Source organism: Arthrobacter sp. TJ-58 (assembly GCF_058269295.1).
Genome location: NZ_JBZCNM010000002.1, coordinates 114,275 through 133,312 on the forward strand (window position 1 = coordinate 114,275; position 19,038 = coordinate 133,312).

Consider the following 19,038-nt stretch of genomic DNA (forward strand, 5'->3'; position numbering starts at 1 on the left):
CACCGGAGCAACTGCGGCACCCCGCAAGGCCCGCCGTGCCTCAAGTGCGGGAGCCGTGATGTGCTTCGATGTGGAAGTACGCCGGATCCAGCGGCTCAGCGAAAACTTCCAGCGCATCACCTTTGCAGGGTCCTGCCTGGCGGAATTCGGCGTGCAGGGGCTGACCCATGACCTGCGGATCAAAGTGGTGGTTCCCTCCATCGGCGCCGACGGCCGGCAGATCCCCGTGCCGGAGTTCGACTGCAGCGACACCTCCTGGTACCGGAACTGGCTGCAGCTGGATGCGGCCGTCAGGGGTTCCATGCGGACCTACACGGTCCGGGCAGCCCGCTGCTCCGGTGGGGAACCCGAAATCGACGTGGATTTTGTCCTGCACTTCGATGAGCAGGGACGGGGTGGTCCTGCCTCCAGCTGGGCCGCCGACGCGAAACCCGGGGACCGGGTCAGCATTATTGGCCCCAACGCTGCCCACTGCGTCACCGCGGAGTCTTACGGCGGCATTGAATGGCGGCCGGGCATGGCACGCCACATTCTGCTCGCCGGGGATGAAACCGCAGTTCCGGCCATCACCGCAATCTTGGAATCCCTGCCCGCAGATATCACCGGGCACGCGCTGTTGGAGGTTCCCTCCGGAACCGACGAGCAGCCGGTATCCACGGAATCCGCCGTGGAGGTGACCTGGCTGCCCCGCGGCGCGCGGCCGCACGGCGAACTGCTCGAGGCCGCCGTCCGCAACGCCGTCGTCCTGCCGGGCTGGGCTTCCGTGGACGGAGCTCCGGTGCCGCCCCGGCCGCAGATTGAAGACGTCAACGTGGATGAAACCATCCTCTGGGAGACCCCGCAGCGGCTGACTCCGGCAGCGGTGCAGGGAACGCCGAACCCGCATACCCCGTCAGGGGCGCTGCCGTTCTATGCCTGGATTGCCGGCGAAGCCGCAGTGGTCCGCGGGCTGCGCCGCTACTTGGTCACCGAAGCCGGAATCGACCGGAAACAGGTTGCGTTCATGGGGTATTGGCGCAGCGGGCGCGCCGAGTCGTAGTGCTTTAGGCCTGCCGCTGCCGGAAAGCTCCGCTGTGACGCGGATCTGCGAGGGTCCGGTAATTGCTCACATTTTTGTGTAATTGGCCCGTGCCCGGTCTTAAAGTTAAAACCGCTGGGAGCAGGGCTCCCGCCTCATAGAGATTTTGCCTTTCACTACCCCTTGGCCGACAACTGCTCAGAGGTGATGGATTACGAAATACTCATTGCAGACCCCGCACTTTCTGTCCGAACTCCGGGAACGCGTTTCGGATCTGGCAACGCAGCTGAATCCGCACCGGATGTCCGACCCGGTCCGCAGGACCTGTGCCCTGAGCGCGGGCACAGTGCTCGCACTGGGCTCGGTGGTTCTGGGGACCGCTGAAGCGTCCCAGAACGCACTGGCCCTGGACCGGACAGCAATAGTGACGGATCTGGCTCCGGCACAGCCGGCCCCTGAAGAGAACGCCCAGCCTGCTCCGCCGGCGGAGGAAGCTCCGGCTGCGGAACCGGCCCCGGAACCGGCGGCTGAACCGGCTGCGGAACCGGCTCCGGAACCTGCGGCTGAACCGGCAGAGGAAGCCGCCTCCGTACCCCTGGACTCCCTGCGCGTGACGTCTCCGTTCGGCTGGCGGGAGAACCCGCTGCTGGGCAACGGTGCCCTGGAATGGCACACCGGAATCGACTTCGGCGCCGCTCTGGGTACCCCGGTGAAGTCCACCGCCCCGGGGACCGTGGTTTACGCGGAGTACCACCAGTACGGGGGCCTGCGGATTGTGGTGGACCACGGAGACGGCGTCCAGACCACCTACAACCACCTCAACGAAATCTGGGTTGAGGTGGGCCAGGAAGTGGGCTTCAACGAAGTGATCGGCGCCGTTGGCAGCACCGGGAACTCGACCGGCCCGCACCTGCACTTTGAAGTGCTGTTGAACGAGGAATACCAGGATCCCGCTGTCTGGCTGGGACTCTAGGCTGCGCCTGCCTCACAGGCACATTCCTGAAACTGCATATACGCACGGAGCCGGCCCCGCATTCGGGGCCGGCTCCGGCGTTTACTGGACCTGCGGGTTGCTGAGGATGGCAGGATCCTTGGGTCCGTGCGGCATGCGGACCCGGAGCGCGCTGGGATCCACCCGGAAGGCCACGTGGGAAGCCTTACCCAGGTTGTCGCCGTCGACCTCAAACTCCTGCGGAATTTCCGTGAAGATTTCCGCTTCCTTGCACTGGTAATACTCCACCGACGCCTGCTTGCCCTTGCCCCGGCGCAGCAGGCCGGCCACCACGCCGAGCCAGCCAAGCCGGCCCTTGGGGGCCATGGTCATGATGTCCAGCAGCCCGTCATCAATCCGGGCGCCGGGGAAGATTTCAAGTCCGCCCATGATCTTTCCGCAGTTCCCGCCCATGACGCTGCGCGGATAGCCGTGAATTTCCTTCCCGCCGTCCATCCGGATGGTGCTCTTGACGGGTTTGCCGGGCAGGTTGCGGATGCCGGCATCCACGTAAGCCAGCCAGCCGACCTGGTCCTTGAGCGCATCATTCGTGTCGCCCATGAGGGCCGCGTCATAGCCAAGACCGGCCATGACCAGGAAGACATCGCCTTTCAGCGCCCGGTCCAGGGTGACGTGGACGACGTCGATATTGCGGTCAGTTCCGGTCAGGGCGGCCGTGACGGCGGCTGCCGGATCATCCACGGCAATGTCCAGGTTCCGGGCCAGCAGGTTTCCCGTTCCCAGGGGAAGCAGGCCCAGGGGAGTATCCGTACCCGTCAGCTCCGCGGCGACGCAGCGCACCGTGCCGTCACCTCCGGCGGCAATCACCAGATCAACGCCGGCTTCCAGCGCCTGGCGAGCCATGCCGCGGCCGGGATCCTCCGCAGTAGTCTCCAGCCAGAGCGGCTCGTCCCAGCCTTCGTCCCGGCAGATTCCGTCCACCAGGGCGCGGATGTCCACATCCGTTTTCTTGATGGGATTGACGATGACGGCGACACGCTGGCGCTTTTGGGCAGATGAGCTGGCCATGGGTTCCTTTGATTGCTGCGGTACGGCTTGTTCAGAGTCTAATCCGCCTTGGCGCCGGCCCGGGGCGGATGCGGAAAGTGGTGAATCGGCTTGTACCCTGTGGGAGTGACTTTTACTTCTCGATACGTTGCCCTGGGCGACTCTTTCACTGAAGGTGTGGGGGACTGGGATGATTCCCGCCCCAACGGCGTGCGGGGCTGGGCGGACCGCGTGGCCGAACAGCTGATCCTTGCCGACGAGTCCTGGGGATACGCCAACCTGGCAATCCGCGGCAAGAAACTCCACCAGGTGCTCGCGGAGCAGATCGACGCCGCCCTCGCCCTGGAGCCCACGCTGGTGACCCTGTACGCCGGTGGTAATGACATCCTGCGGCCCAAAGTGGACATTGATGCCCTGCTGGACGCGTACGACGCCGGCATAGCGGCCCTGCGCGCCTCCGGTGCCGCTGTGCTCGTGTTCACCGGGTTCGACTCCGGCCGCGCCCCCGTCTTCGGGGCCACCAGGGGACGTACGGCCCTGTACAACGAGCTGGTGCGGGAAGCCGTTGACCGCCGCGGTGCGGAACTGGTGGATTACTGGCGGATGAAGGAACTGCAGGACGAAAGGTACTGGGACGTCGACCGGCTGCACATGTCCCCCGCCGGACACATGCTTACCGCCAAGAAAGTCCTTGAGGTCCTGCGGTACACGGATGCCATTGATGTGCCGGAGCTGGACAAGCTGCCGGCCCGGACCCGGGCGGATCAGCTGCGCCGGGACGCCCGGTGGGCCAAGCAGTATCTGGGGCCGTGGGTGGGCCGCCGGCTGCGGGGGGTCTCCTCAGGGGACAACCTCTCGCCCAAGTACCCGGTTCCGGTGCATCTGCCGGTTCCCGTGCGCTCCTGAATCGGGTTTTTAACGGGCTGAAAATGGTTATGGTGAGGTGTTTCACAGAATTCCCTGCCAGCCCAGTAAATTCGTGGAGTTTTGCCTCCGAATGAGTGCACTCAATTCGGTCCAGGCGTGCTGATGATTCGGCAACCCCCGCTGTTTTTCCTAAACTTGATGGTCTGCTGACGCCTTTTTGACGGCGTATGGCCGGTTGCTTCCGATACACGCAGCTGACTTCTAGGAAAGAAAGCCACCATGCCTAAAGATGCACCCACCGTGCGCCGTCCTGCCCTCAGGCGCCGGCGACTGAAGGTCGATGACGTGAACGTCGTCGACAAATCGATGATGAAAAAAGCCGTTGGCGGCACCGTTGTCGGCAACACCATGGAATGGTTCGATATTGGTGTCTACGGCTACCTTGCCGTCACCATGGGCGCCGTTTTCCTTTCCGAGGCTGACGCCTCCGCCCAGCTGATCTTCAGTCTTGGCGTTTTTGCTGCCACCTTCCTGGCCCGACCCCTGGGCGGAGTCGTATTCGGCCGCCTCGGTGACCGGCTGGGCCGCCAAAAGATCCTTGCCGTGACGCTGATCATGATGGCAGCTTCCACCTTCGTGATCGGACTCTTGCCCGGATACGACCAGATCGGCATGTGGGCTCCGGTCCTGCTGATCCTGATGAAGCTCATCCAGGGTTTCTCCACGGGCGGCGAGTATGCCGGTGCCACTACCTTTGTCACGGAATACGCCTCGGACAAGCGCCGCGGCTACCTCTCCAGCATCCTGGACCTGGGGAGCTACATGGGGTTCGCCCTCGGTGCCGGCGTGGTCTCCATCATGCAGCTCTCCCTCAGCGAGGAAACCATGCTGGATTGGGGCTGGCGCATTCCGTTCCTCATCGCCGGCCCGCTGGGGCTGATTGCCGTGTACTTCCGGCTGAAGATCGAAGAATCCCCGGCGTTCCAGGCAACCCTGGATGCGCAGGAAGAAAATGCGGCTTCAGGCAATCCCCAGAGTGAAACGGCACCTCCCGGCACCCTGGCCATGATCGGCCTCTACTGGCGCCCGATCCTGGTGGCCATGGTGCTCGTTGCCGCTGCCAACACCGTGGGCTACACCCTCACGTCCTACATGCCGTCCTACCTCACGGATTCCATGGGATACGATCCGCTGCACGGTACGCTCCTGACCATCCCCGTCCTGGTGCTGATGGCACTGTGCATTCCGCTGTGCGGAAAGCTGTCGGACCGCATTGGCCGCCGTCCGGTGCTGCTGATGGGTGCAGGTTCCACCATTGTGCTGGCGGTCCCGGCGTTCCTGCTGATCGCCATGGGCCCGGTCTGGTCCACCCTGCTGGGGCTGGTGCTGCTGGCCGTGCCCGTAACGTTCTACGTCTCCAACCTTGCCTCCGCGCTTCCGGCCCTGTTCACCACGGCAAGCCGTTACGGAGCCATGGGCATCTCCTACAACTTCGCGGTGGCAATCTTCGGCGGCACTGCGCCGCTGATTATGCAGGGTCTGATCAACCTGACGGACAACGACCTGATGCCGGCATTCTGGCTGATGGCAACGTCCGTGGTCGGCGCCGTGGCGGTCTACGTCATGCGTGAATCCGCCAACCGGCCCATGCCCGGCTCCATGCCCAGCGTGGACACGCCCGCCGAGGCCCGGGAACTGGTGGCGACCCAGGACGAAAACCCCCGGCTCGACGTCGATTCCCTGCCGTTCGACACCGTAGCCGCCGTTTCCGACAAATAGCAGAGACAGCGGGAGCCGCGTCCGCCCTTCATTGAAGGCTCAACCACGCATGGGAGAATGGCAGCATGAACACAAGCGAGCCAACCCCCGTCCGCTGGTTGTCCTCCGACGAACGGCGGGCGTGGCTCGCGCTGTACGCCTTGGCCACACGGCTCAATCCCACGCTGGACGCTGAGCTGTTCAAGCGGTCCCGGATCACGCTCTTCGACTACCATGTCCTGGCTATGACGTCCGAGGCTCCCGACCGTAACCTGCCGATGAGCGAATTGGCCGCCCGGTCCAACGCATCACTGTCCAGGCTTTCGCATGTGGTCAAGAAGTTGGAAGGCCGCGGCTGGATGGAACGCTCTCCGTCTCCGGATGATGCGCGCGTCACGACCGCATCTCTGACGGACGAGGGCATGGCGGCCCTGGAGCAGCTCGCTCCCGATCACGTCCGTTCGGTGCGGAACCTTGTCTTTGACGGACTGGACGCGCGGGATGTGGCGGACCTTGAACGCATTGGCCGCCGCATCCTGAGCCGGATTGAGCCGGGCAACAGCATCGTTGAGGACAACAATCCGGATAGCGGCATTTGTTAGCCTTGAAGGACAGCAGAGAGACTACCGTCCCCTTCGAGAGGTAATCCCCCATGCACGCCCCCCGAATTCTGACCATCATCCTTGCCGGCGGAACAGGCGGGCGCCTCGGTGCGCTCACCGACCACCGTGCCAAGCCGGCCATGCCAGTCGCCGGTTCCTATCGGCTGATTGACGTTCCGTTGTCCAATCTGCACAACAGCGGCCTGACCGACGTCTGGATTGTGGAGCAGTACAAGCCGAAATCCCTCAACGACCATCTGGTCAGCGGCCGTCCCTGGGACCTGGACCGAACCAACGGAGGCCTGCGGGTCCTGCCGCCCTACCAGGGCGGCGAGGGTGAAGGTTTTTCCGATGGCAACGCAGACGCCCTGTACCGGCAGGCCGACTACATCCGGGAATATGATCCGGACCTGGTCCTCGTCCTGAGCGCGGACCACCTCTACCGGCTCGATTACCGGGATGTCCTGGACACCCACGAGCGGACCAAAGCTGCGCTCACGGTGGTGACCACGAAGATTCGCCATAATCCCTCCGACCACGGGGTGGTGCAGGTGGAGGACGGCATGGTCACCGGATTTGAGTACAAGCCGGAGAACCCGAAGTCTGACCTCGTCGCCGCGGAGATTTTCCTCTATGACGCCAACGTTTTGCTGCAGGCCATGGATGACCTGATGGAGAGGGACGGCCGGCTGGAAGACTATGGCGACCAGTTGATTCCCTACCTGGTCCAGACCGAAAAAGTAGCCGAACACCGGTTGGACAGCTACTGGCGGGACATGGGCACACCGCGCAGCTACCACCAGGGGCACATGGACCTCATTGACGGCCGGGGGTTGAACTTTGATGACCCGCGGTGGCCGATCCTCAGCGCGGCACCGCGCCGGCTGCCGGGTTTCGCCGGCGAAGGCGCCAGGGTGTCCAGCAGCCTGCTCGCACCGGGCTCCCGGGTGGAGGGCAGCGTCCGCCGCAGCGTCCTGGGCCCCGGTTCCCTGGTGGAAGCCGGTGCCGAGGTGGAAAACTGCGTGATTCTGGGCGACGTGCGGATCCGCTCCGGGGCTAAGCTCCGCAACGCGATCGTGGATGCCGGCGCCGTGATCGGCGGCGGCACCGAACTGAACGGCGCAGAGCTGGATCCGGATGCTGCGGTGGTGGTTGTCGGGGCGGACGGAGCGGTGGAAAAGCCGTCGTCGTCGTCCTGAGGGTGAGGTCAGGCACCTTTGCCGGGTACAGTATCCCCCCGGTTTGAATGAAAGCCGGGTTGCCCCTAGGATGGAGAGGCGTTAAGTTGCGCCTGTGTTCAGAGGGCCCGCTTCCACAGAGGGACAATGGACATTTGCGCGGCCACCCGTATAAACCTAGAATTGAAGGCTGTCCCGGCAGATACTGCTTGGCATCCTGAACTTCACCGTCTTCCCCGCGGCGAGGCACTTCGGCTGGATCTCACCCCGCCAGGTCAACCTCCGGAAAGTCGCAGTAATAACGGTGTCAAAACTGGTGGCGGGACGCTCTTTATGGCAGGTGCTTAGGCGCTTTGGCCTTGTGTCTGTTTTTTGAGGACCGTCATATTTACTACAACTGGAGGAGAGATCATGGCAGCTTATTGCCAGGTAACCGGAGCCATCCCCGGCTTTGGTCACAGCATTTCGCACTCGCACCGCCGCAACAAGCGTCGGTTCGACCCGAATATTCAGAAGAAGCGCTACTGGGTTCCGTCCCTGCGCCGCAACGTGACGCTGCAGGTTTCGGCCCGCGGCATCAAGACGATCGACGTGCGCGGTATCGACGCCGTCATCACTGACCTTATCGCGAAGGGTGTGAAGCTCTAGTGGCTAAGGACAAGGACGTACGTCCGATCATCAAGCTGAAGTCGACCGCCGGCACCGGGTACACCTACGTGACCCGCAAGAACCGTCGTAACGACCCGGACCGCATGGTCCTGAAGAAGTACGACCCGAAGATCCGCCAGCACGTCGAATTCCGTGAGGAGCGCTAAGAATGGCAAAGAAGTCCAAGATTGCCCGCAACGAGCAGCGCAAGGTCGTTGTTGAGCGCTACGCTGCAAAGCGCCTCGAACTGAAGAAGACCCTGGTAGACGCCAACGCTACCGACGAAGCCCGCGAAGCTGCACGCCTCGGCCTGCAGAAGCTGCCGCGCAACGCTTCCCCGGTTCGCCTTCGCAACCGCGACCAGATTGACGGCCGCCCCCGCGGTACCCTCCAGAAGTTCGGTATCTCGCGCGTGCGTTTCCGCAACATGGCCCACGCAGGCGAACTGCCGGGCGTCAAGAAGTCCAGCTGGTAAGCACTGCTTATCCCGCTTTGAAAAGGGCGGCAACCTTCGGGTTGCCGCCCTTTTTGCGCGTCCGGGCCCCCGGCTGGGTGAGGAACGCAAATTCCGCGCCGTTGCTGGGAAGCAGACTAGAAGGCCGGAAGGGGAAAATGGCACCGGTTTGTGGGCTAAAAGCGGAAAAAACCGCTAAAAACAGCGGATTTTTCCTGATTTTCCGGGTCGGACTGGTAAGTTTTCCAACAGTGGCGGTTTCGCATCCGTGATCCGCTCGAGCTAACACCTAGTCCAGGAGGACATAAATTGGCTATGAACCGCAGTGAACTTGTTGCCGCAGTCGCAGAGAAGTCCGGCAACAGCCAGACCGCAGTGAACGGCGTTCTTGACGCTGTCTTCGACATCTTCGCAACCTCTGTTGCCAACGGCGAGAAGATCACCATCCCCGGATGGCTCGCAGTCGAGCGCACTGACCGCGCTGCCCGCACCGGCCGCAACCCGCAGACCGGCGAAACCATTCAGATCCCCGCCGGCCACAGCGTCAAGCTGACTGCCGGCTCCAAGCTGAAGGCTGCCGTCTCCACCAAGAAGTAACCTCTCCGGAGGCAAGGCCGGCGCCTGGGGGCGCCGGCCTTTTTTGCGCAATTCGCCCAAATTTCTACCGCGGGTAGAGAATAGGTAACGTGCCTAAAACTGCCAACACCGATACCGCTGGCGCCGAGCGGACGGCGAAGAACACCCGCCCGGCCCCCGGCGCTCCGCAGGCCGCCCCTGCCGTCCGCAACGGCTGGCTGGCTGCCGCCGCCGCCGTCATGATCCTCGCGCTGACGGCTGCGCTGCTTTTCTCCGGTGCCGCCGCGGCGCAGGAGCTTTCCGATCCCGGTGCGCTGACCCGCTGGGCCCTGCCCGTTGCCAAGGCCGTGCAGAACGGTGCCATGGCAGCGGTCATCGGCTCGCTGGTGTTTGCAGTGGCCATCCTGCCGAAATCCCTGAAGCTCTCCCGTGCCCGCAAGGTCCGGGCGGATGAACCGGAGCATCCGGCCTTTGCCAGGGCGATGTCGCTGGCAGGGGTCGCATCCGGCGTCTGGACGCTGTCCGCCGTGGCGGTGCTGCTGTTCACCTACTCGGACGTCTCCGGGCTGCCGCTGAGCGCGGACGCCACCTACACGCAGGGGCTGGGATCATTCCTTACTGACTTTTCCACCGGCCGCGCCTGGCTGGCCGTAAGCATCATTGCGGCAGTGGTAACCACCCTGTGCTTCGGCGTGCGGTCCCTGAACGCCCTGGCGGCCACGGCCGTGCTCGCTTTCGGGGCCATTGTTCCCATTGCCCTGGTGGGCCACTCGGCCGGCGGCGACGACCACAGCGCAGCCGTGAACTCGATTGGCCTGCATCTGGCCGGAGTCTGCCTGTGGATCGGCGGGCTCATTGTGCTCGCCGTCATTTCACGCCAGCTTGGCCCCATCACCGGAGTGGTGCTGCGCCGCTACTCCGCGCTGGCTGGTTTTGCCTTCGTACTGGTCTTCCTTTCAGGCATCGTGAACGCCTCGCTGCGCATCACGTCACTGTCCCAGCTGAACTCCGAGTGGGGGCAACTGGTGATCTTCAAGGCAGCGGCGACCCTGATCCTGGGCGTCATCGGGTTCCTCCACCGCCGCTGGGTTATTCCGCAGCTGCCGGCCAAGGTTCCCGGCTCCGCGGCCGGATCCAGCGAATACGGCGGACCGCGGTCGAAGGGTGCCCAGCGCATCCTTTGGCAGCTGATAGGCGTGGAACTGCTGATCATGGCCGCCGTCTCGGGTGTGGCAGTGGCCCTGGGCCGCACCGCAACGCCGCGGCCGGAGGAACTCCCGACGGATGCCTCTCCGGCACGCATCCTCACCGGCTACGACCTTCCGCCGGAACTGACGACTCAGCGCTACCTCACCGAGTGGCGCTGGGACTGGCTGTGGGTGGCGATTGTGCTGACTTTGGCTGTCGCTTACATTGCCGGCATGATCAAGGTCCGGCGCCGCGGCGACTCCTGGTCCGTGGTCCGCGGCCTGTGCTGGCTGGTGGGTCTGGCCGGACTCACCTACGTCACTTCCGGTGCTCCCGCCGTCTACGGCATGGTCCTGTTCAGCACCCACATGCTGGCCCACATGTCCCTGACCATGGTCATTCCGCTGTTCCTGGTCCTCGGAGCCCCGGTGACCCTGGCACTGAAGGCGCTGACCCCGCGCGGAGACGGCACCCGCGGCATCCGCGAATGGATCCTCGTCGGGGTGCACTCCTGGTTCTCCAAGCTGGTCACCAACCCCATCTTCGCGGCGGTGAACTTTGCCGGCTCCATTGTGATCTTCTACTACTCCGAGCTGTTCGGCTTTGCCCTGCGCCAGCACGTGGGCCACGAGCTGATGGTGGTCCACTTCCTGCTGACCGGATACATCTTTGTCCTGACCATGATCGGCATCGATCCGCTGCCTTACCGGGCACCGTATCCGCTGCGCCTGGTCATCCTGCTGGCCACGATGGCCTTCCACGCTTTCTTCGGGGTGGCGGTGATGGGCGGCACTTCGCTGATCGAAGCCTCCTACTTCGGGAACATGGGCCGGGACTGGGGGCTGGGCGTCCTTGAGGACCAGCAGCTGGGCGGATCGATCATGTGGGGACTGGGTGAAATTCCCACCGTCATGGTGGCGATCGGCGTCGCGCTGCAGTGGTCACGGACGGACGCCCGCGAAACACGGCGTAAAGACCGGGCGGCCGAGCGGAATAATGATGCTGAGCTGAATGCTTACAACGATATGTTCGCCAATCTGGCCAAGCGGGATGCCAGCAGCTCTGAAGGAGATCGTTAATGACTGAAACCGTGCGTGCCGGATACCGGGTGCGAGGCTCAGCGCTTGAGGGCCGCAACTGGCTCAACACCGGCGGCCGCCAGCTTGGGCTGGAAGACCTGCGCGGAAAGATCGTCCTCCTGGATTTTTGGACTTTCTGCTGCATCAACTGCCTTCACGTCCTGGACGAGCTCCGGCCGCTGGAGGAGAAGTTCTCCGACGTCCTGGTGACCGTGGGCGTCCACTCGCCCAAGTTTGAGCACGAAGCGGATCCCGTGGCCCTCGCAGCGGCCGTGGAGCGCTATGAGATCCACCACCCGGTCCTGGATGACCCCGAGCTGCTTACCTGGCAGGCCTACGCCGCACGCGCCTGGCCCACCCTGGTGGTCCTGGACCCCGAGGGCTACATCGTGGCCAACCTCTCCGGCGAAGGCCACGCGGCAGGCCTGGAATCCCTGGTCAGCGAGCTCGTAGCCGAACACGAGGCCAAGGGCACCCTGCACCGCGGCGACGGTCCGTACGTGCCGGCCGAGCCCACTGCCGGGAACCTGCGTTTCCCCGGCAAGGCAGTTCCGCTGCCGGGCGGGAGCTTCCTCGTCGCTGACACCGGCCACCACCGGCTGGTGGAACTGGAATCAGACCTCACTACGGTACGGACCGTGATCGGCGACGGCACCAAGGGCTGGCGCGACGGCACTGCCGAGACCGCACGCTTCAATGAACCCCAGGGCGTGGCAGTCCTGCCGGCCGCCGTGGCCGAGCAGGCGGGGTACGACGTCGTCGTCGCGGACACGGTTAACCACCGCCTGCGCGGGGTGTCCCTGTCCTCCGGGATGGTGACCACCGTGGCCGGAAACGGTGTTCAGCGCCTCCTGGACGCCGGAAACCAGGCAAAGCGCACTCCGGGTGATGATCATCCTTCCGAGTCCCGCACAGCGGCTCCGGGCGGTGTGGCCGGGACGGAAACCGTACCGGCACTCCTCGGGACCGATGCGCTGGAGATTTCACTGTCCTCTCCGTGGGACCTCACCTGGTCCACGGTGCTGGGACGGCTGGTGGTGGCCATGGCCGGCACCCATCAGATCTTCACCTTTGATCCGCTCACCGGCGCGGTGGGCATCCTTGCCGGGACCGGGCTGGAAGGCCTGCTGGACGGAGACGGCAGCGAGGCCTGGTTTGCCCAGTCCTCCGGCCTTGCCGAAGATGCTGCCGGCAACATCTGGGTGGCCGACTCCGAAACATCGGCAGTGCGCCGGCTGAGCTTCAACGGCGACGACGGCGACACCCGGGTATCCGTCAGCACCGCCGTCGGCGCCGGGCTGTTCGATTTCGGTTTCCGCGACGGCGCCGCCGGTGAAGCGCGGCTGCAGCACCCGCTGGGTGTTGCAGTGCTGCCGGACGGCTCCGTGGCGATCGCTGATACCTACAACGGTGCGGTCCGCCGCTATGACCCGGTGACGCAGACCGTATCAACCCTTGCCCGCGGACTGTCGGAGCCTTCCGGCGTCCTGGTGGACACCACCACCGGAGAGCCGTTGCTGGTGGTGGTGGAAGCCAACAAGCACGAACTGGTACGCGTGGCAATCCCCAAGGAAGCACAGTCGGTGGACGAGGGAGCGCGCCAGACGCAGCGCCCGGCCAGTCCCATGGCGGCCGGTCCGGTGGGCCTGTCCGTCCGGTTTGCCGCGCCGAAGGGCCAGAAGCTCGATGACCGCTGGGGCGATCCCACGCAGCTGAAAATCTCCTCGTCCCCGGAGGAGCTGCTGGTTTCGGGCGGCGGAACCTCCACCGGCCTGACCCGTGAGCTGGTGCTGTCGGACTCCGTTGCCGGCGGTGTCCTGCACATCACCGCCCGGGCGGCGGCCTGCGACGGCGAGCCCGGCGGGGAAATCCCGGATCACGCGGCCTGCCACATGTACCAGCAGGACTGGGGCATCCCGGTGACGATTGACGCCGCCGGAGACACGGCGCTGACCCTGGACCTGCGCGGGCTCGACTAGCCGCTCCTCCCTCCCGCCGAAACAGCAGAAACGGCGCTTCCCAGGGCTGGGAAGCGCCGTTTCTGCTATCTCGCGGCCGTGGGATCAGTCGATGAGGGGAATGACGGTGACTTCGCCGGAGCCCATGGACAGCCGGGCCGCAAAGCTGAACTCTTTTTCCACCGTCAGCGGACTCTTCACACCGCTGAAAAGGTCGGTCTGCGTGGCGGTGAGCCGGGCCTTCCCGTTCAGCGGTGAGAGGACCCATTTGCCGGCGACGTTCCTGATGTCCACGGTGGGATACTCCGTGATTTCCCAGACAATGGGCGGCTGTACCTGATTGTCGGTGAAGTGGAAGAAGGGGCAGCCCGGGGGAGCGAGGCGGTCCCGCGCGCTGGTGCAGCCGTCAAGGAAATCCCGAACCTCTGCATCCACCGCGCTCTTCAGGGCCTCGGTTGCCTCCGTGGACAGAACCAAGTCAACGGTGTCCGCGGGAGAACCCACAATCCCCGATGTCGCAGGTGCGGCCAGGAACTCCGAGGTGTAGGACGCCTCCACCCGGGCGGGGTAGAAGGCTGCGAAGGTGGTGGTTTCGGCGGGCAGGGCAACCCGGACGCCGTTGACGGTGGCTTCCCGCTGGCTGGCCGCCGTCACGGTCACCGTGGGGAGCGTGGAGGGGGCAAAGGACCAGCGGTCAAAGAACAGCCACTGCTTATCCGTGCGGGTGAGGCGGAAGCTGCTCTCCCGTTCTTCACCGCCCAGTGTGTACCTGGCCCGGACATCCGCCCGGTCGTTTGCCGAGCGGGCCGCCTCTGAAACGTCCAGGACCTGCAAACCGGCTGTGGAAGCCAACAGTCCGGCGTCATCCAAAAGAACTGCGTTGGAGTTCGGGACCTTGGCGCCCAGCAGACCCAGTGCGCGCTCTCCGTCGCCCTCCTGCAGCGCCTCAAGGTAGCTGACCACCTGTTGCTCCGGTCCGTAAACATCGGCGTTGACGAAATGGATAACTACCGCAGCAGCCCCGATGGTGAGCATTACCGCGAGCAGCCAGGTGGCCACCGCCTTGATTACTGGAGTTGTTCCGTGCACTGCTCAAACAATACCGGGCTAAAGGCATGCAGGCCGGAACATTGAAAGCCCGGACCAGCGGCAATTCCGCCGGCCCGGGATTTCATTGTGCGGCTGCTACGAATCGGCGCCGCTCGTAACCGCATCATTCTCACGGGCCATGGCAATTTCTTCAGCCCGTGCGGCGTTCGCTTCCTCGGTCAGCTCCGCTCCGGCACGTGCGTCACGGGTCAGGTTATCTCCGGTTTCCGGATCAAACAGATGCACCTTGCGGGTATCCAGCCACAGTTCGGCGTCGCGGCCGCCGCGGATCCGGGAAGCGGCGTCCAGCGTGACGACGATCTGCGGGCGCAGCTCGTCGGCGTCCATGTCCCGGGCCAGGTTGTCCAGCAGTTCCTTCACCTCGGGGTCCGGGTGGAAGGGAATGTATCCGTACTGCTCGTTGCCCAGCCATTCGGTATGGCTGATCGGAGCCGTGAAATGCGATCCGTGCGGACGCTTGGCCTCGTCCACAAAATTGGCATCCTCGAAGAATTCCGGTCGCAGGCCCACGAGCACAATCTTCTTGCCGGCTGCCTTCTCTGCCTTCGCCGCTGGAATCGTGAGGTCGCCCACCGCCGTCCGCAGGATGTTGCCGTCCAGCGTCGCCGGCAGGAAGTTCATTGACGGTGAACCGATAAAGCCTGCCACGAAGAGGTTGATGGGCTGCTCGTACAGCTCACGGGGAGAGGCAACCTGCTGCAGGATGCCCTTCTTCAGCACGGCAACCCGGTCACCCAGGGTCATGGCCTCGGTCTGGTCGTGGGTCACGTAGACGCTGGTGACGCCCAGACGGCGCTGCATCTGGGAGATCTCCGAGCGCATCTGTCCGCGGAGCTTGGCGTCCAGGTTGGACAGCGGCTCGTCAAAGAGGAAGGCATCCGCCTGGCGGACGATTGCGCGCCCCATGGCAACCCGCTGCCGCTGGCCGCCCGAGAGGTTGGCGGGCTTGCGGTCCAGATGCTCCGTCAGTTCCAATGTGGCGGCGGCATCCCGTACCAGTTTGTTCACCTGCTCGTCGGTGTACTTCCCCTTGGCCAGACGAAGCGGGAATGCGATGTTCTCGTACACCGTCAGGTGCGGATACAGGGCGTAGTTCTGGAACACCATGGCCAGGTTGCGGTCCCGGGGCGCTTTGTCATTCACGCGCTGCCCGTTGATCAGCAGGTCTCCGGACGTAATGTCCTCCAAGCCGACAATCATCCGCAGCAGCGTGGATTTTCCGCAGCCGGAGGGGCCAACGAGGATGATGAACTCACCATCCGCAATGTCCAGGGTGACGTCATTGACGGCCGGGAAACCGTCTCCGTACTTCTTGACGAGGTGGTTGAGGGTGATCGATGCCATGAGAGTAAATCCTTTTCTTCGACCGGACGAAAGGAACTAGCCCTTGACTGCGCCCTGGGTTAGACCGGAGACGATCTGGCGCTGGAACGCCAGCACCAGTATGACAACGGGAATGGTGACAATGATTGCGGCCGCCGAGATGGCGCCCGTCGGCTCTTCGAACTGGGAGGCGCCGGTGAAGAACGCCAAGGCCGCGGGAACCGGCCTGGCCGCATCGGTGGAGGTCAGCGAAATGCCGTACACGAAGTCGTTCCAGGCAATGAAGAACGCAATGATTGCCGTGGTGAAAACGCCGGGTGCGGCCAGCGGGACGATCGCCTTGCGGAAGGCCTGCCAGGTAGTGGCCCCGTCCACCTGTGCAGCCTGTTCCAGTTCCCAGGGAATCTGCCGGAAGAACGCGGACAGGGTCCAAATGGAGATCGGCAGCGTCAGCGACAGGTAGGGGATGATCAGGCCGAGCCAGGTGTCATACAAACCAATGGTGCGCCAGAGGTTGAACAACGGGGTCACGATGGAAATGACCGGGAAAATCGAGACGCCCAGTGCGGTGGTCAGGATCAGCTTCTTTCCCGGGAAATCGAGCCGTGCAATCGCGTAGGCACACAGTGTTGCCAGGACCACGGCAACGAAGGTCGCAATCAGGGAAATGCCGATGGAATTGCGCAGTGCCGAGAGGAAAAGGTCCTGGGCGTCGCCCACCAGGATTTCCTCGTAATTGCTCCAGGACCAGGTGTTGGGAAGGAAAGTTCCCGAGGTGAGGTCGCTGGGGATTTTGAATGACGTGGCCAAAATGGAAGCCACGGGGAACAGTGCGTAGACGATCACCACAATCGAGATGATGGTCCAGACGAGTCTCCGACGGACGGGTGAGGCTTTCATTAGTTACCCCCTCGTGCACCGGTGAGGTCCACCTTGAACAGTTTGATGGCAATGAAACAGATGATGATGACGCACAGGAACAGCAGCACCGAAATGGCGGAGCCCATTCCGATCTCCAGGCGGGAAATTGAGGTGCGGTACGCCAGCAGTGACAGGACTTCCGTCCCGTAGGCGCCGTTGGTCATGATGTAGACGTTGTCGAAAATCCGGAAGGCGTCCAGCGCCCTGAACAGGACTGCAACCATGATGGCGGCCTTCATGTTCGGGAGAATCACCCGTGCCATCCGCTGCCACCAGGTGGCGCCGTCCACTTCGGCTGCTTCCGTCAGTTCCCCGGGAACCTGGGCCAGGCCGGCCAGCAGCAGAAGGGAAATGAACGGCGTGGTCTTCCAGATTTCGGACGCGATGATGACGAACAGGGCGGTGGGGCCGTCGGCAAACCAGTTCAGATCCGGGCTGATACCCGGCACCCAGTTGAACCAGTGGTTTATATACCCGGAATTGATGTCGAAGGCATAGAACCAGGCAAACGCCGACACCACCGTGATGATGCCGTAGGGGACGAGGATGGCGGTGCGAAGCCAGCCGCGCACCGCTTTCAAAGCACTGTTCATGACCAGGGCCAGGGCAAAGCCCAGAACAAGTTCGACGGCAACGGTGATGACCGTGATCAGGAGCGTTACTCCCAGATCCCGCCAGAAGACGCTGTCGGTCAGGATGACCGAGTAGTTTCCCAGGCCGATGAATTCCCGGTCCGACGGAGCGGTCAGGCGGTACTTGAACAACGAGTCCCATACAGCAAGCAGAATCGGATAGGCGGTGACCGCCAGCATGATGACGAAGGCCGGGCCCGCCAGCAACAGCCCGAGCCGCCGCTCGGACCGGGCCCGGTCACTCAGGCGGGGCTTAGCCGGCTTCGGCGCGGGTGGTGCTCCCCGCTGAGCTTCTACGGAAGTACTCACAGCAGCTTCTCCCCTTTCAGGACCTGAAGGATGAACTCGGCGCTGGTCGCCGGCGTGGTGTCCGGATTAACCGCGCTTGGCGGGGTCCATGTCTGCTGGATGCCGGTTGAAACCTCGTTGTAGTACGGGGTCTGCGGGCGCGGCTTGGCCAGCTCCAGGGATTCACGGATGGTGTCCGCCATCGGGAACGTTTCCGACACGCCGGCTGCGTCGTACGCCTCCGTCTTTGCCGGCGGATTTCCGTTGGACGTGAAGTACAGGGACTGGTTGTCCGGGCTGACGATGCACTCAATAGCCTGGTAAGAAAGGTCCTGGTGCTTGCTTTCGGAGCCGACCCCAAGATCAATACCGCCAAGCGGCGGAGCAGTTTCCTCGCCGGCGTTGACCTGCGGATACAGGGTCCATCCGATGTCGTCGATCAGGTCGGCGGGCAGTGTTCCGGCCTCCACTGCGGCGTTGGTGGCGGGCCAGACAAAGGGATAGTTGACCATGAAGGATCCCTGGTCGCCCTGGAACTGGATCATCGAGGTGTTCTCGGTCTGGGTGGGCAAACCGGGGCCGCCCAGGCCTGCCTTGCCGATGGTGGAAATGATTTCCGCCGCTTGGGTCCCGGCCTCTGAATCGAGGCCCAGCTTGATTTCGTCTGCGGGGGCGTCGGGGTTTTCCACGATGGTGCCGCCGGCGGATTCGATGAGGGCGTTAACCCAAACCGTCATGGACTCCGCACGTGCGCCCTGCACGCCCAGGTACTTTCCCTGGCTTTCCGCTGCGTCAATGAGTTGCTGCCAGGTGACGGGCTGGGTCATGTCCAGGCCCGCCGCCGCGGCTACGGATTTCCGGTACCAGAGGATCTGGGTGTTGGCCCAGAACGGAACGGCCACCACCTTGTCTTTCCACTTGGCCCCTGTCACTGCGCCTTCAACCACGTCCTGGGTGGTGCGCTCCGCAACGTCCTCCGGCACCGGTGCGAGATAGCCGGGTTCGGCGAGCTCAGGAACAAACGGCGGGTCCAGGCTCATGATGTCCATGGTGTCGTCGCCGGCAGCGAGGCGCCGGGCGAGCTGTTCCCGCTGGGCGCCCGCGTCGCTGGGCAGCAGCGAAGTCTCAATTGTGTAGGCCCCGTCTGCTTGGTCGGAGCAGATCTTCGCGATGGCAGCCTGCCCGCCGTCGTCGGGGTTGATGTACCACGTCAGGACGGGCGGACCTTCCGAGGAAGCGCAGCCGCTCAGCAGCGTGGCGCCGACGGCGAGGGCTAGCCCTGCCGCTGTCCGTGCCCTCTTGCCGGGCCGGCCGTAATGTATTGCGTCCGTTGGCATCGGTGTAGTGCCTCCACCTCGTCGTAGGCGCGGATCTAGGGGGCCTGGATCAGGCGACGGGCCCCATTGCTTCCGCGGGACTGCACGCTGAGCAGCCTTCCA

At 64.0% G+C, this 19,038-nt stretch carries 18 protein-coding genes; 12 read left to right on the top strand and 6 right to left on the bottom strand.

All coding sequences use genetic code 11. The features are described 5' to 3' along the window. Window positions 1-58 precede the first annotated feature (58 nt). Window positions 59-1,039: a siderophore-interacting protein gene (locus AC4D2W_RS06690; protein WP_490926807.1), complete on the top strand. Its 981-nt coding sequence runs from the start codon at window positions 59-61 to the stop codon at window positions 1,037-1,039. Window positions 1,040-1,244: 205 nt separating this feature from the next. After that, window positions 1,245-1,991, top strand: coding sequence for a M23 family metallopeptidase (locus AC4D2W_RS06695; protein ID WP_490926147.1), 747 nt, complete (start codon window positions 1,245-1,247; stop codon window positions 1,989-1,991). An 81-nt stretch (window positions 1,992-2,072) separates the two neighbouring features. Here the strand turns inward: AC4D2W_RS06695 and AC4D2W_RS06700 are convergent, their stop codons facing one another. After that, window positions 2,073-3,038 (bottom strand): diacylglycerol/lipid kinase family protein, encoded by a 966-nt coding sequence (locus tag AC4D2W_RS06700; RefSeq protein WP_490926148.1) that lies wholly within the window; start codon window positions 3,036-3,038, stop codon window positions 2,073-2,075. A 105-nt stretch (window positions 3,039-3,143) separates the two neighbouring features. On the opposite strand from AC4D2W_RS06700, the gene AC4D2W_RS06705 reads away from it, so the two are divergent. From AC4D2W_RS06705 to AC4D2W_RS06750, 10 genes are all read left to right on the top strand, one after another. Continuing rightward, complete coding sequence (locus AC4D2W_RS06705) at window positions 3,144-3,923, top strand: SGNH/GDSL hydrolase family protein (RefSeq protein WP_490926149.1); 780 nt, start codon at window positions 3,144-3,146, stop codon at window positions 3,921-3,923. Window positions 3,924-4,163: 240 nt separating this feature from the next. Then, window positions 4,164-5,663: an MFS transporter gene (locus AC4D2W_RS06710; RefSeq protein WP_490926150.1), complete on the top strand. Its 1,500-nt coding sequence runs from the start codon at window positions 4,164-4,166 to the stop codon at window positions 5,661-5,663. A gap of 65 nt (window positions 5,664-5,728) precedes the next feature. After that, on the top strand, window positions 5,729-6,244 hold the full coding sequence (locus tag AC4D2W_RS06715; RefSeq protein WP_490926151.1) for a MarR family winged helix-turn-helix transcriptional regulator: 516 nt from the start codon (window positions 5,729-5,731) through the stop codon (window positions 6,242-6,244). A 50-nt stretch (window positions 6,245-6,294) separates the two neighbouring features. Further along, window positions 6,295-7,443 (top strand): glucose-1-phosphate adenylyltransferase family protein, encoded by a 1,149-nt coding sequence (locus tag AC4D2W_RS06720; protein ID WP_490926152.1) that lies wholly within the window; start codon window positions 6,295-6,297, stop codon window positions 7,441-7,443. A 390-nt stretch (window positions 7,444-7,833) separates the two neighbouring features. Next, the gene (gene rpmB, locus AC4D2W_RS06725) at window positions 7,834-8,070 is read left to right on the top strand and encodes a 50S ribosomal protein L28 (protein WP_104053173.1); all 237 of its coding nucleotides are present in this window, start codon (window positions 7,834-7,836) and stop codon (window positions 8,068-8,070) included. Then, window positions 8,070-8,237: a 50S ribosomal protein L33 gene (gene rpmG / locus AC4D2W_RS06730; RefSeq protein ID WP_013602737.1), complete on the top strand. Its 168-nt coding sequence runs from the start codon at window positions 8,070-8,072 to the stop codon at window positions 8,235-8,237. Before rpmB ends, rpmG begins: the two co-directional genes overlap by 1 nt. 2 nt (window positions 8,238-8,239) lie before the next feature. Next, the gene (gene rpsN / locus AC4D2W_RS06735) at window positions 8,240-8,545 is read left to right on the top strand and encodes a 30S ribosomal protein S14 (protein ID WP_400930857.1); all 306 of its coding nucleotides are present in this window, start codon (window positions 8,240-8,242) and stop codon (window positions 8,543-8,545) included. 288 nt (window positions 8,546-8,833) lie between these two features. Continuing rightward, window positions 8,834-9,121, top strand: coding sequence for an HU family DNA-binding protein (locus tag AC4D2W_RS06740; protein ID WP_104053170.1), 288 nt, complete (start codon window positions 8,834-8,836; stop codon window positions 9,119-9,121). Between the two features lie 218 nt (window positions 9,122-9,339). Then, window positions 9,340-11,367, top strand: a complete 2,028-nt coding sequence (locus AC4D2W_RS06745) for a bifunctional copper resistance protein CopD/cytochrome c oxidase assembly protein (protein WP_490926808.1) — start codon at window positions 9,340-9,342, stop codon at window positions 11,365-11,367. Next, window positions 11,367-13,346 (top strand): NHL domain-containing thioredoxin family protein, encoded by a 1,980-nt coding sequence (locus AC4D2W_RS06750; protein ID WP_490926153.1) that lies wholly within the window; start codon window positions 11,367-11,369, stop codon window positions 13,344-13,346. The genes AC4D2W_RS06745 and AC4D2W_RS06750 overlap by 1 nt, the downstream gene beginning before the upstream one ends. Before the next feature lie 84 nt (window positions 13,347-13,430). Here AC4D2W_RS06750 and AC4D2W_RS06755 read toward each other — a convergent pair whose 3' ends face one another. From AC4D2W_RS06755 to AC4D2W_RS06775, 5 genes are all read right to left on the bottom strand, one after another. Continuing rightward, window positions 13,431-14,414, bottom strand: a complete 984-nt coding sequence (locus AC4D2W_RS06755) for a hypothetical protein (RefSeq protein ID WP_490926154.1) — start codon at window positions 14,412-14,414, stop codon at window positions 13,431-13,433. Between the two features lie 96 nt (window positions 14,415-14,510). Then, the gene (locus AC4D2W_RS06760; protein ID WP_490926155.1) at window positions 14,511-15,779 is read right to left on the bottom strand and encodes an ABC transporter ATP-binding protein; all 1,269 of its coding nucleotides are present in this window, start codon (window positions 15,777-15,779) and stop codon (window positions 14,511-14,513) included. Window positions 15,780-15,815: 36 nt separating this feature from the next. Further along, window positions 15,816-16,658 carry a carbohydrate ABC transporter permease gene (locus tag AC4D2W_RS06765; protein WP_400930865.1) on the bottom strand — a complete coding sequence of 281 codons (843 nt, stop codon included), beginning with the start codon at window positions 16,656-16,658 and terminating at the stop codon, window positions 15,816-15,818. After that, on the bottom strand, window positions 16,658-17,620 hold the full coding sequence (locus AC4D2W_RS06770) for a carbohydrate ABC transporter permease (protein WP_490926157.1): 963 nt from the start codon (window positions 17,618-17,620) through the stop codon (window positions 16,658-16,660). Before AC4D2W_RS06770 ends, AC4D2W_RS06765 begins: the two co-directional genes overlap by 1 nt. After that, window positions 17,617-18,936 (bottom strand): extracellular solute-binding protein, encoded by a 1,320-nt coding sequence (locus AC4D2W_RS06775; RefSeq protein WP_490926158.1) that lies wholly within the window; start codon window positions 18,934-18,936, stop codon window positions 17,617-17,619. The genes AC4D2W_RS06770 and AC4D2W_RS06775 overlap by 4 nt, the downstream gene beginning before the upstream one ends. Between the last annotated feature and the right edge of the window lie 102 nt (window positions 18,937-19,038).

What these genes read in the sequence shown, in the direction of transcription:
- AC4D2W_RS06690 (WP_490926807.1), top strand. Translation starts at nt 59, where the DNA reads ATGTGCTTCGATGTGGAAGTACGCCGGATCCAGCGGCTCAGCGAAAAC.
- AC4D2W_RS06700 (WP_490926148.1), bottom strand. Translation starts at nt 3,038, where the DNA reads ATGGCCAGCTCATCTGCCCAAAAGCGCCAGCGTGTCGCCGTCATCGTC.
- AC4D2W_RS06710 (WP_490926150.1), top strand. Translation starts at nt 4,164, where the DNA reads ATGCCTAAAGATGCACCCACCGTGCGCCGTCCTGCCCTCAGGCGCCGG.
- AC4D2W_RS06715 (WP_490926151.1), top strand. Translation starts at nt 5,729, where the DNA reads ATGAACACAAGCGAGCCAACCCCCGTCCGCTGGTTGTCCTCCGACGAA.
- AC4D2W_RS06720 (WP_490926152.1), top strand. Translation starts at nt 6,295, where the DNA reads ATGCACGCCCCCCGAATTCTGACCATCATCCTTGCCGGCGGAACAGGC.
- rpmB (WP_104053173.1), top strand. Translation starts at nt 7,834, where the DNA reads ATGGCAGCTTATTGCCAGGTAACCGGAGCCATCCCCGGCTTTGGTCAC.
- rpsN (WP_400930857.1), top strand. Translation starts at nt 8,240, where the DNA reads ATGGCAAAGAAGTCCAAGATTGCCCGCAACGAGCAGCGCAAGGTCGTT.
- AC4D2W_RS06745 (WP_490926808.1), top strand. Translation starts at nt 9,340, where the DNA reads ATGATCCTCGCGCTGACGGCTGCGCTGCTTTTCTCCGGTGCCGCCGCG.
- AC4D2W_RS06750 (WP_490926153.1), top strand. Translation starts at nt 11,367, where the DNA reads ATGACTGAAACCGTGCGTGCCGGATACCGGGTGCGAGGCTCAGCGCTT.
- AC4D2W_RS06760 (WP_490926155.1), bottom strand. Translation starts at nt 15,779, where the DNA reads ATGGCATCGATCACCCTCAACCACCTCGTCAAGAAGTACGGAGACGGT.
- AC4D2W_RS06765 (WP_400930865.1), bottom strand. Translation starts at nt 16,658, where the DNA reads ATGAAAGCCTCACCCGTCCGTCGGAGACTCGTCTGGACCATCATCTCG.
- AC4D2W_RS06775 (WP_490926158.1), bottom strand. Translation starts at nt 18,936, where the DNA reads ATGCCAACGGACGCAATACATTACGGCCGGCCCGGCAAGAGGGCACGG.